The organism is Streptomyces sp. NPDC051180 (assembly GCF_040689545.1).
In the GTDB taxonomy this organism is placed as follows: domain Bacteria; phylum Actinomycetota; class Actinomycetes; order Streptomycetales; family Streptomycetaceae; genus Streptomyces.
Genome location: NZ_JBFBBC010000035.1, coordinates 1 through 10306 on the forward strand (window position 1 = coordinate 1; position 10306 = coordinate 10306).

The 10306-nt window shown below is 73.0% G+C and carries 14 protein-coding genes; 8 read left to right on the forward strand and 6 right to left on the reverse strand.

Translation table 11 applies throughout. The features are described from left to right. The 3 genes from AB0424_RS30770 to AB0424_RS30780 all read left to right on the forward strand — a co-directional run. A partial coding sequence (locus AB0424_RS30770) for an acyl-CoA dehydrogenase family protein (protein ID WP_144385854.1) occupies positions 1 to 90 on the forward strand: 90 nt, incomplete at its 5' end. 28 nt (positions 91 to 118) lie between these two features. Next, positions 119 to 904, forward strand: a complete 786-nt coding sequence (locus AB0424_RS30775) for an electron transfer flavoprotein subunit beta/FixA family protein (RefSeq protein WP_366310185.1) — start codon at positions 119 to 121, stop codon at positions 902 to 904. A 39-nt stretch (positions 905 to 943) separates the two neighbouring features. After that, a complete protein-coding gene (locus tag AB0424_RS30780; RefSeq protein ID WP_366310187.1) occupies positions 944 to 1900 on the forward strand; it encodes an electron transfer flavoprotein subunit alpha/FixB family protein in 957 nt (318 codons plus the stop codon). Between the two features lie 62 nt (positions 1901 to 1962). Here AB0424_RS30780 and AB0424_RS30785 read toward each other — a convergent pair whose 3' ends face one another. From AB0424_RS30785 to AB0424_RS30805, 5 genes are all read right to left on the reverse strand, one after another. Then, positions 1963 to 2346: a zinc ribbon domain-containing protein gene (locus tag AB0424_RS30785; protein ID WP_366310189.1), complete on the reverse strand. Its 384-nt coding sequence runs from the start codon at positions 2344 to 2346 to the stop codon at positions 1963 to 1965. A 156-nt stretch (positions 2347 to 2502) separates the two neighbouring features. Next, entirely contained in the window at positions 2503 to 3210 is a 708-nt protein-coding gene (locus tag AB0424_RS30790) for a TetR family transcriptional regulator (RefSeq protein ID WP_366310191.1), read from the reverse strand. A gap of 88 nt (positions 3211 to 3298) precedes the next feature. Next, positions 3299 to 4060 carry an SDR family NAD(P)-dependent oxidoreductase gene (locus AB0424_RS30795; RefSeq protein ID WP_366310193.1) on the reverse strand — a complete coding sequence of 254 codons (762 nt, stop codon included), beginning with the start codon at positions 4058 to 4060 and terminating at the stop codon, positions 3299 to 3301. Positions 4061 to 4262: 202 nt separating this feature from the next. After that, positions 4263 to 4733, reverse strand: a complete 471-nt coding sequence (gene cynS, locus AB0424_RS30800) for a cyanase (protein WP_366310195.1) — start codon at positions 4731 to 4733, stop codon at positions 4263 to 4265. A 78-nt stretch (positions 4734 to 4811) separates the two neighbouring features. After that, entirely contained in the window at positions 4812 to 5408 is a 597-nt protein-coding gene (locus tag AB0424_RS30805) for a carbonic anhydrase (protein WP_366310197.1), read from the reverse strand. Between the two features lie 93 nt (positions 5409 to 5501). Here AB0424_RS30805 and cynR point away from each other — a divergent pair, with 93 nt between their 5' ends. The 3 genes from cynR to AB0424_RS30820 all read left to right on the forward strand — a co-directional run bounded on the left by cynR (position 5502) and on the right by AB0424_RS30820 (position 7382). Beyond that, complete coding sequence (gene cynR / locus AB0424_RS30810) at positions 5502 to 6410, forward strand: transcriptional regulator CynR (protein WP_366310199.1); 909 nt, start codon at positions 5502 to 5504, stop codon at positions 6408 to 6410. Between the two features lie 151 nt (positions 6411 to 6561). After that, positions 6562 to 7122, forward strand: a complete 561-nt coding sequence (locus AB0424_RS30815; RefSeq protein WP_366310208.1) for a heme-binding protein — start codon at positions 6562 to 6564, stop codon at positions 7120 to 7122. 68 nt (positions 7123 to 7190) lie between these two features. Then, positions 7191 to 7382 (forward strand): hypothetical protein, encoded by a 192-nt coding sequence (locus AB0424_RS30820; RefSeq protein WP_366310201.1) that lies wholly within the window; start codon positions 7191 to 7193, stop codon positions 7380 to 7382. Positions 7383 to 7434: 52 nt separating this feature from the next. On the opposite strand, the gene AB0424_RS30825 is transcribed toward AB0424_RS30820, so the two are convergent. Next, on the reverse strand, positions 7435 to 8580 hold the full coding sequence (locus AB0424_RS30825; RefSeq protein ID WP_366310203.1) for an acyl-CoA dehydrogenase family protein: 1146 nt from the start codon (positions 8578 to 8580) through the stop codon (positions 7435 to 7437). A gap of 116 nt (positions 8581 to 8696) precedes the next feature. Between AB0424_RS30825 and AB0424_RS30830 the strand changes: the two genes are divergently transcribed. Both AB0424_RS30830 and AB0424_RS30835 read left to right on the forward strand, forming a co-directional pair. After that, positions 8697 to 9302, forward strand: a complete 606-nt coding sequence (locus AB0424_RS30830) for a TetR/AcrR family transcriptional regulator (protein WP_366310204.1) — start codon at positions 8697 to 8699, stop codon at positions 9300 to 9302. A gap of 123 nt (positions 9303 to 9425) precedes the next feature. After that, the coding region (locus AB0424_RS30835; protein ID WP_366310206.1) for an ROK family transcriptional regulator at positions 9426 to 10306 on the forward strand (881 nt) is incomplete at its 3' end.

A 10306-nucleotide genomic window follows, 5' to 3' on the forward strand; every position in this document is an offset into this window, starting at 1 on the left:
GAGCGCATGATGCGCGACGCCAAGATCACCCAGATCTACGAAGGCACCAACCAGGTCCAGCGCATCGTCATGGCCCGCAACCTCCCGTAACCACCAGCCCGTTGAAAGGAGACAGGCCGTGACCCTGAAGATCGCAGTCTGTGTGAAGTACGTCCCCGACGCGACCGGCGACCGCGGTTTCGCCGACGACCTGACGACCGACCGCGAGGCCGTCGACGGCCTGCTCTCGGAGCTGGACGAGTACGCCGTCGAGCAGGCCCTGCGCATCTCGGAGGAGTCCGACGACGCCGAGGTGACCGTCGTGACCGTGGGCCCGGACGACGCCAAGGACGCGCTGCGCAAGGCGCTCTCCATGGGCGCCGACAAGGCAGTCCACGTCAACGACGAGGACATCCACGGCTCCGACGTCTTCGCCACCTCGGCGATCCTGGCCAAGGCGCTGGAGAAGACCGGCTTCGACCTGGTCGTCTGCGGCATGGCCTCGACCGACGGCACGATGGGCGTGCTGCCCGCGCTGCTCGCCGAGCGTCTGGGCCTGCCGCAGGTCACGCTGCTCTCGGAGCTGTCCGTGGAGGACGGCCTGGTGAAGGGCCGCCGCGACGGCGACGCCGCCACCGAGCTCCTGGAGGCCCCGCTGCCGGCCGTCGTGTCGGTCACCGACCAGTCCGGCGAGGCCCGCTACCCCTCCTTCAAGGGGATCATGGCCGCCAAGAAGAAGCCGGTCCAGGAGCTGGACCTCGACGACCTGGACATCGACGCCGACGAGGTGGGCCTGGCCGGGGCGTGGACCCTGGTCGACTCGGCCACCGCCCGTCCGGCCCGTACCCAGGGCACGATCGTCACGGACGAGGGCGACGGCGGCAAGCAGCTCGCCGCCTTCCTCGCCACCCAGAAGTTCATCTGACCCGCCGTCGGTCACCCACCCACACAGGAGCTACGAATCATGGCTGAGATCCTGGTTCTCGTGGACCACGCCGACGGTGCGGTCCGCAAGCCGGCCCTCGAACTGCTGACCCTGGCCCGCCGCATCGGCGAGCCCTCGGCGGTCGTCCTCGGCGCCGGCGAGGCCGCCGCCTCGATCGCCGCCACGGCCGGCGAGTACGGCGCCGCCACCGTCTACGTCGCGGACGGCGCGGAGTTCGCCGAGCAGCTCGTCGTGCCCAAGGTCGACGCGCTCACCCAGCTCGCCCAGGAGAAGGCGGCGGCCGCCGTCCTGGTGACCTCCTCCGGCGAGGGCAAGGAGATCGCCGCCCGGGTCGCGCTGCGCCTCGGCTCCGGTCTGATCACCGACGCCGTCGAGCTGGAGGCCGGCGAGAACGGCCCGGTCGCCACGCAGTCCGTCTTCGCCGCCTCGTACCAGGTGAAGTCGACGGTCTCGCGCGGTGTGCCGGTCATCACCGTCAAGCCGAACTCCGCCGCTCCGGAGGCCGCCGCGGCCGCCGGCACGGTCGAGAACGTCACCGTCGCCTTCACCGGCAACGCCGCCAAGGTCGTCTCGCGCACCCCGCGCGTCTCGACCGGCCGCCCCGAGCTGACCGAGTCCGCGATCGTGGTCTCCGGCGGCCGCGGTGTCGGCGCGGCCGAGGGCTTCGCGGTCGTCGAGAAGCTGGCCGACTCGCTCGGCGCGGCCGTCGGCGCCTCCCGCGCCGCCGTCGACGCCGGCTGGTACCCGCACGCCAACCAGGTGGGCCAGACCGGCAAGCAGGTCTCGCCCCAGCTGTACGTCGCCGCGGGCATCTCCGGCGCCATCCAGCACCGGGCCGGCATGCAGACGTCGAAGACGATCGTCGCGGTCAACAAGGACCCCGAGGCCCCGATCTTCGACCTGGTCGACTACGGCGTGGTCGGCGACCTCTTCGAGGTGCTGCCCCAGCTGACGGACGAGATCGGCGCGCGCTGATCCACATCGAGAAGGGGGCGGGTGGCACAGAGTGCCACCCGCCCCCTTCTTCGTTCTCCCGCTCAGTACCAGCCGTCGAGCGGGACTTCCTCGCAGAGCCGGACGACCGGCCGGCGCCCCACGACGGTGGCGCCGGAGAGCTTGACCCGGACCCCGGGGCGCACCGCGTGGAGGGGGCCGTCGACGCGGCAGCGGACCACGAAGCCCTCCGTCATGTGGACGGGCCAGAGGTCCGCGTCGGCCGCGGCGACCCCGCGCCGTACGGAGATCACGCCCTCGCCCTCGCTGAGCTCGGGCGCGAGGTCGGTCGACCCGCAGGTCGGACAGAGCAGGCGCTGGAACGTCGTGGTGTGGCACCAGCGGCAGCGCTGGAAGTAGAGCTCGGAGTCGGGGGCCGACTCGTCGGCCTGGACCGTGGTCCCGCTCCTCAGTCCCGTGGTGAACACGATGCCTTCTCCTCGCACTCGGCGGCTCGACCGTGCATGGAGCAAAGATATGGCACTGAGTGCCATCAAATAAAGACCTGAGTTCCCTCAATTCGAGATACGCAGGACCCTGTGATCACCGGCGGCCCGACGCGAGCCTCGCGGCCGCGGCGCAGGTCAGCCCTCGCCGAGGCTCGACTCCACCTCGCGCACCACGCGCCACATGGGGGTGGACCGCTTGGTGATCACCACGACGACGTCCTCGGTCTCCTCCGCCGGCGTCTCGGCCGGCGCGTCCGGGCTCCAGGTGGCGCGGACGAACTCCAGCGCGTGGTCGACCTCCGCCTGGGGGTCGCCCTCGCCGCCCGACCGCAGCCAGTGCCGCAGGGCGTGGTTGTGGGCGGCGACCACGGCGGCCGCGGTCACGTTGGCGCGCAGGGTGCCGTCCCGGCGGTCGGCCCACCGGGTGCGCAGGTAGTCGCCAAGGGTCTTCTCGTACCGCCAGACGACCGAGAGTTCGTAGGTGCGCAGTCCGGTCACCTCCCGGGTGAGCCGGTAGCGCTGCACGGAGAAGGTGGGGTTCTCGGAGTACATCCGCATGACGAGGCGGGCGGCGTCGCAGACCCGGACCACCGGGTCGTCGGAGTCGGCGCTCGCCGCGAGGAAGCGGGTCATGTCGGCGAGACACTGCTCGTGGTCGGGGAAGACCACGTCCTCCTTGGACGGGAAGTACCGGAAGAAGGACCTCCGGCCGACTCCGGCGAGCGTGACGATGTCGTCCACCGTCGTCTGCTCGTAGCCGCGCTCCAGGAAGAGCCGGAAGGCCGCGGCGACGAGGGAGTCGCGCATCGCGGGCTTCGAGGAGTTCGTCGACGCAGGTGCCATGGCCCGAACCTAACATCCGAATCGATCCCGTGCGGCACTTGGTGCCGGACGAATCCGGCACCGAGTGCCCTATCGAGGGTACGGAGGCTCAGCGGGGGGCCATGCGCAGGGCGCCGTCCATCCGGATCGTCTCGCCGTTGAGGTAGTCGTGCTCGGCGACCATCGTGACGAGCCGGGCGTACTCCTCCGGCCGGGCCAGCCGCTGCGGGAAGGTGACGCTCGCGGCGAGACCGGCCCTGACGTCCTCGCCGAAGCCGGCCATCATCGGGGTGTCGACGATGCCGGGGGCGATCGTGACGACCCGGATGCCGTACTGGGCCAGGTCGCGGGCGGCGGTGACGGTCATGCCGGCGACACCCGCCTTGGAGGCGGCGTACGCGATCTGGCCGACCTGCCCTTCGAAGGCGGCGATGGAGGCGGTGTTCACGACCAGGCCGCGCTGGCCGTGCTCGTCGGGCTCGTGCCGGGCGATCGCCTCGGCGGCGAGCCGCATCACGTTGAACGTGCCGAGCAGGTTGACGTCGAGCACCGTGCGGAACAGGTCGAGGTCGTGCGGTCCCTTGCGGCCCAGGATGCGGGCGGAGGGGGCGATGCCGGCGCAGTTCACGGCGAGCCGCAGTACGGCGCCGTCGGCGTCGATCGCGGCGAGGGCCTCCCGGACCTGCCCCTCGTCGGTGACGTCGGCGGCCAGCAGCCGGACGCCCTCCGGCAGCGGCCCTGCGGCGGCCACGGCCTTGTCGAGGTCCAGGCCGTAGACGGTGGCGCCCCGGGCGGCGAGGGCGGCGGCGGTGGCGGCCCCGAGACCGGAAGCGGCACCGGTGACGAGAGCGGCGGAGCCGGCGATGTCCATGGAACTCCTCGTTCGTGTCGTGCGGGTGCGACCCTGCCGCCGGGTTGGCCGCCGGATCGGGCGCGTGCCCGCGGAGGACCGCGCGGTCCGCGCGATCTGCGCCGCCCACCATAGAACCGCCTCCCGCGCCGCCGGAAGCGGAGGCCGCGCGGGCCGCCGCTCCCGCGCCGCACGACGGCCCGGGAGCTGCCGGGCGCCCGCGTCAGAAGGGCTTGGTCGGCAGGTACTTGCCGTCCAGGGTGATGACCGCGCGCTCGCCGCCCTCGGGGTCGGCGACCTTCCGCACGTCGAGCGTGAAGTTGATCGCGGAGATGATGCCGTCGCCGAACTGCTCGTGGACCAGGGCCTTGAGCGTGGTGCCGTAGACCTGGAGCATCTCGTGGAAGCGGTAGATCGTCGGGTCGGTGGGGACGGCGCCGTCGAGGGAGCCCCGGGTGGGGATGGCCTGGAGCAGGCGGACCGCCCTCTCGTCGAGGTCGAGGAGGTCGCCGACCGCCTGCGCGGCGGCCTCCGGGAGCGCGTGCTGGCCGAGTACGGCGGCGGTGGTGTACGCGACGGAGAGGCCGGCGGCGTCGGCGATCCGCTGCCAGGTCAGATCCTTGGCGATCTTGGCCTCGACGGCGGCGACGGCGATCTCGCGGCGGGCGGTGGGGTCGAACTGGGCGTGCTGCATCAGGGATCGTCCTTTTTCCGGAGGGGTGTCTCGTGGAACCGGAGGGGTGTCCGGTCGGTCGGGAGGTGGTTCGGGGGTTCAGGCCGCGAGCGCGGGTCCCGCGGCGGGGAGCTCCTCGACGGTGCCGTCGGCGATGTCGAAGACCCAGCCGTGCAGCCGTACGGCTCCGGCGGCCAGGGCGCGGGCCACGGACGGGTGGGTGGCGAGGTTCGCGAGCTGCGCGGTGACGTTCTCGCGCACCAGGGCGTCCACGTCCCCGTGGCGACCCGTCGCGGCCGTACGGGCCAGGGAGGCGTCGGCATGACGCAGCCACGCGGCGACGGCGGGTGCGGCGGCCAGGTCGTGTCCTTCGGCGAGCGCGGTCATGGCGCCGCAGGCGGAGTGCCCGCAGACAACGAGGTCCCGCACCCCGAGGACGGCGACGGCGTACTCGACGGCCGCGGTGACCCCGTCGGCGCCCGGGGTGTGGGCGGGGACGAGGTTTCCGGCGTTGCGCACGACGAAGAGCTCGCCCGGATCGGTCTGGGTGATGAGTTCGGGGAGGACGCGGGCGTCGGAGCAGCCGACGAAGAGCGTCCCGGGGCGGTGGTCGGTGGCGAGCCGGGCGAAGAGCCCGGCCTTGGCAGGGAAGACCTCCCGCTGGAAGCGGGCGATTCCCTCGGCGAGGTGAGGCATGTCCTCACCCTGCACGACCAGGTGTCATAGCGTCCAAGACGCACTGTCGATGTCTGCCATAGATGTGATCTATAGGCGCGCTACAGTCGGGGGATGCAGCCGGAACTCCGTCACCTCCGCTATCTGCTCGCCGTCGCCGAGCACGCCAGCTTCACTCGCGCCGCCGAGGAGCTCCGCATCGCCCAGCCCACCCTGTCCCAGCAGGTCAAACAGCTGGAGAAGGCCCTCGGGACGCAGCTCGTCGACCGCGGCGGCCGCTCCGTGCGCCTCACGGACGCCGGCGAGACCTACGCCCGCTACGCCCGCCGGGCGCTGCGGGACCTGGCGGCCGGCGAGCGGGCGGTCCTGGACGTGCAGGACCTGTCCCGGGGTCGTCTCCGGCTCGCCGTCACCCCCACCTTCACCTCCTATCTCACGGGCCCGCTGATCGCGGGCTTCCACGACCTCCATCCGGGCATCGACGTGGAGGTGCGCGAGCTGCCCCAGGACCGCATCGAGGCCGAACTCCTCACCGACCGGCTCGATCTCGGCATCGCGTTCCACGGGGTCCACCTCCCGGGCGTCGAGGCGGCCGAGCTGTTCACCGAGACCCTCGGTCTCGTGGTGGGACCCGCCCATCCGCTGGCCGGCCGGACCGAGCCTCTGCCGGCCGCGGAGCTGAGCAGCCATCAGCTGGCCCTGCTCAGCGGGGACTTCGCCACCCGGCTGCACGTCGACGCGTACGTCGCCGAGCACCGCGTCCGGCCGCGGATCGCGGTCGAGGCCAATGCGGTGGGCGCGCTCACCGAGATCGTCCGGCGCACCGCCCTGGCCACGGTCCTGCCGGACGCCGTCGCCCGCGACCACCCGTTCCTGAGCCCCGTGCCCCTCTCCCCCGCACTGCCGGCCCGCGGAGTCGCCCTGCTGCGGCGAGCGGCGGGCTACCGCAGCGCCGCCGCCGCGGCCTTCACCGGGCTGGCCACGCGGTGGGGCGCGCAGGAGGCGGGTCAACCGATCGGATGACCCCGGGGTCCACCGCCCGGGGCGCCGGGGGCAGCCGGGACGACGACGGACGGCGGGGCGGCCGCCGCCAGGATGGAACACGGAGCGGGCCACGGCCTCCTGACGGCCCCCGCGGTACACCGAGTCCACTGGAGCAGACCCCATGAAGCACGTGAAGAAGACCTCGCGCACCCGTGTCCTGACCGGTGGTGCGGTCGTCGCCGCCCTGGCCCTGGGCGGCTTCGGTGCCTACTCCGCCAGCGCCACCGGTGAGAAGGCTGCCGCTCCGGCCCCGGCCGTCGCCAAGGCCGACGCGAAGAACAAGAACACCACCCGCTCGACGCACCTGACGATCGAGGCCGCCACGAAGGCCGCGCAGGCCGCGCTCGACGCCGCCGAGAAGGAGAACCAGCGCGTCTCCGTCGCCGTCGTCGACCGCAACGGCACCACCCTCGTCACCCTCCGCGGCGACGGCGCCGGACCCCAGTCCTACGAGTCGGCCGTGAAGAAGGCGTACACCGCCGTCTCCTGGAACGCCCCCACCTCCGAGCTCGCCAAGCGCCTCACCAACGCCCCCACCCTCAAGGACATCCCCGGCACCCTCTTCCTCGCCGGCGGCGCACCCGTCACCGCCAAGGACGCCCCCGTCGCCGGCATCGGCGTCGCCGGCGCCCCCTCCGGCGACCTCGACGAGAAGTTCGCCCAGGCCGGCGCCGCCACCCTCGCCAAGTAGCCCCTGCGGCGGGAGACTTGACGCCTGCCGCGTGGCGCGGTGTCATGCGCGGGGGCGGAGGGGGCGGGATGAGCGACGACGAACGCGACACCGGTGACCGGGGCGACGTACCCCCGCGGCGCCCGGATTCCGGTGACTTCCCGGGCAACGTCTGGACCGTACTGCTCGCGCTGCTCGTGCTGGGGCTGATGCTTTACGGCATGACGCGGGGCGACGACGGCGGCGGCGGAAACCCCGGCGGGTACACCGGCTGGCACTGAGCACGTGAGCCCGGTCCCGTCCCCCGGTCGGAGACGGGACCCGCTCGCCCGCCTACCGCGCCAGGCCCCGGCTGATGACCAGTCGCTGGATCTGGTTGGTGCCTTCGAAGATCTGCATGATCTTTGCTTCGCGCATGTAGCGCTCGACGGGGAAGTCGCGGGTGTAGCCGTACCCGCCGAGGACCTGGACGGCGTCGGTGGTGACCTTCATGGCGGTGTCGGTGGCGATGAGCTTGGCGGCGCTCGCCTGGCGGCTGAAGGGGCGGCCGAGGTCGCGGCGGCGGGCGGCGTCGAGGTAGGTGGCGCGGGCGGCGTCGACGGCGGCGGCCATGTCGGCGAGGAGGAAGCCGAGACCCTGGTGGTCGACGATCCTCCGGCCGAAGGTGGTGCGCTCGTTGGCGTAGTCGACGGCGGCGTCGAGGGCTGCCTGGGCGAGGCCGGTGGCGCAGGCGGCGATGCCGAGGCGGCCGTTGTCGAGGGCGCTGAAGGCGATCTGGAGGCCCTGGCCCTCGTCGCCGACGAGCCGGTCGGCTTCGAGCAGGGCGCCGTCCCAGTACGCGGAGGTGGTGGGGACGGCCTGGAGGCCCATCTTGCGTTCCGGGGCGCCGAAGCTCAGCCCGTCGGTCTCGCCGGGGGCCAGGAAGCAGGAGACGCCGCGGCTGCCGGGGGCGGTGCGGGCGAAGAGGCTGTAGAAGCCGGCCTTGCCGCCGTGGGTGATCCACGCCTTGGTGCCGGTGACGCGGTAGCCGCTGCCGTCGTCCTGGCGCTCGGCCTTGCAGGTGAGGGCGGCGGCGTCGGAGCCGGCCTGCGGCTCGGAGAGGCTGTAGCCGCCGATGGTGCGGCCCTCCAGCATCGCGGGGAGCCAGCGTTCCTTCTGCTCCGGGGTGCCGAAGGTGTGCAGCGGGTGGCAGGCCAGCGTGTGGACGCTGGTGGCGACGGCGACGGCGGCCCAGCGGGCGGCGAGCTCCTCAAGGACCTGGAGGTAGACCTCGTAGGGCTGGCCTCCGCCGCCGTACTCCTCGGGGTAGGCGAGGCCGAGGAGGCCGGCCTGGCCGAGGGTGGCGAAGAGCCCTTCGGGATAGGTCTCGGAAGCCTCGTGCTCGTCGACCCGCGGAGAGAGCTCCTTGTCGGCGATCTCCCGGGTGAGGGCGATGAGGTCCGCTGCCTCGGGGGTGGGAAGCAGGCGGTCGACATCCATGTGCGACTCCAGCGGCGCGCAAAGTGGTACTGGGGAAGGTACTGCAGTACCGCCGAGAGTAGCGCAGAAGGAGGCCGCCGTAACCCCCCGGAGCACCGGCCTGGAATACTGGGCAGGTGATCGAGACCCCCGCCGCCGACACCCCGAAGCTCACGGGCCGGGGTGCGGCGCGTCGCACCGCCCTCTTCGAGGAGCTCGTCGCCCTGCTCGTCGGCGAGGGTTTCGCCCGGCTGACGCTCGACGACCTGGCCGCGCGGCTGCGCTGCTCCAAGCGCACCCTGTACGGCCTGGCCGGCAGCAAGGAGCAGCTGGTCCGGGCGGCGGTGGTGCACTTCTTCCGGCGCGCCACGACCCGGGTCGAGGCGGTCCTCGCCGCCGCGGGCGACCCCGCCGAGCGCCTCTCCGCGTACCTCCGCGCCGTCTCGGCCGAGCTGGCGCCGGTCTCGCCGCAGTTCTTCGACGACGTGGCGGCCTTCGAGCCGGCGGCCGAGGTGTACGAGCGCAACACACGCGCGGCCGCGGGCCGGGTGCAGCAGCTCATCGAGGAGGGCGTGCGGGCCGGGGTCTTCCGCGAGGTGCACGTGACCTTCGCGGCCGACGTCATCTCCTCCGTGATGGTCCGCATCCAGCGGCGCCAGGTGGCCGCGGCCACCGGTCTCGCCGACGCCGAGGCGTACGACCAGCTGGCCGAGCTCCTCCTCAGCGGTCTCCGGAAGGTCTGACCCACCGCTGCGCGCCCCTCGCGAACGACCCGTTCCCGGTCCCGGACGGGCGCCCCGAACGCGCGGGGCCGGGATACCGGGCAGCGGTATGTTGAGGTGAGGACTACTTCACCAGGGGGCCCAGTGACCATGCGGAACGGCCGCACCGTGCGTGACCTGCGACGCGAGAACCGCACCGCCGTCCTCCAGCGCCTCTACTTCGACGGGCCGCTGAGCCGTTTCGAGCTGGGCCCCGCGACCGGACTGAGCTCCGGCTCGGTGAGCAACGTCGTCGCGGAGCTGGTCGCCGAGGGGCTCGTGGAGGAGGCGGGCAGCGTCGACTCGGCCGGCGGCCGCCCCCGCATCCTGCTCCGGATCACCCCGGGAAGCGGGTGCATGATCGGCGTGGACGTCGGCGAGACCCGGGTCAGGGTGGAGCTCTTCGACCTCACGCTCACCGAACTCGCCCGCACCGAACGACCGTTGACGGTCGACAGTGCCCATCCGCACGACCGGTACGAGGTGGGGGTCGTCGTGGACCACATCACCGAGGGCATCGCCGAGGTGCTGCGGAGCGCCGACGTGCCCGCCGAGCGGCTCCTCGGCGTGGGGGTCGGCGTGCCCGGCATCGTGGCCCCGACCCCCGAGGACGGCGCGGTCGTGCACGGCCAGACCACCGGCTGGGACGCCGTCCCGCTGGAGCGGCTGCTGCGCGGGACCGGGGCGCTGCCCGATGCGGTGCCGTACTGGATCGACAACGGCGCCAAGACGCTCGGCCAGGCGGAGATGTGGTTCGGCGCGGGCCGGGGCGCGAGCAGCGCCGTGGTGGTGCTCTTCGGCTCGGGCGTCGGCGCGTGCGTCGTGACGGATCCGCTGGGTCCCGGCCGGGCGCTCGAATGGGGCCATCTGAAGGTGCGGGTCCGGGGCCGGCGGTGCCGCTGCGGCGCCCGCGGCTGCCTGGAGGCGTACGCCGGCGCGGAGGCGCTCCTCGAACGCTGGCGCGAGGCCGGCGGCCTCCCCCCGAC

Bases quoted from the DNA above. Each gene is read 5' to 3' on its own strand.
- AB0424_RS30780 (WP_366310187.1), top strand. From the start codon at position 944: ATGGCTGAGATCCTGGTTCTCGTGGACCACGCCGACGGTGCGGTCCGC.
- AB0424_RS30790 (WP_366310191.1), bottom strand. From the start codon at position 3,210: ATGGCACCTGCGTCGACGAACTCCTCGAAGCCCGCGATGCGCGACTCC.
- AB0424_RS30795 (WP_366310193.1), bottom strand. From the start codon at position 4,060: ATGGACATCGCCGGCTCCGCCGCTCTCGTCACCGGTGCCGCTTCCGGT.
- cynS (WP_366310195.1), bottom strand. From the start codon at position 4,733: ATGCAGCACGCCCAGTTCGACCCCACCGCCCGCCGCGAGATCGCCGTC.
- AB0424_RS30805 (WP_366310197.1), bottom strand. From the start codon at position 5,408: ATGCCTCACCTCGCCGAGGGAATCGCCCGCTTCCAGCGGGAGGTCTTC.
- cynR (WP_366310199.1), top strand. From the start codon at position 5,502: ATGCAGCCGGAACTCCGTCACCTCCGCTATCTGCTCGCCGTCGCCGAG.
- AB0424_RS30820 (WP_366310201.1), top strand. From the start codon at position 7,191: ATGAGCGACGACGAACGCGACACCGGTGACCGGGGCGACGTACCCCCG.
- AB0424_RS30825 (WP_366310203.1), bottom strand. From the start codon at position 8,580: ATGGATGTCGACCGCCTGCTTCCCACCCCCGAGGCAGCGGACCTCATC.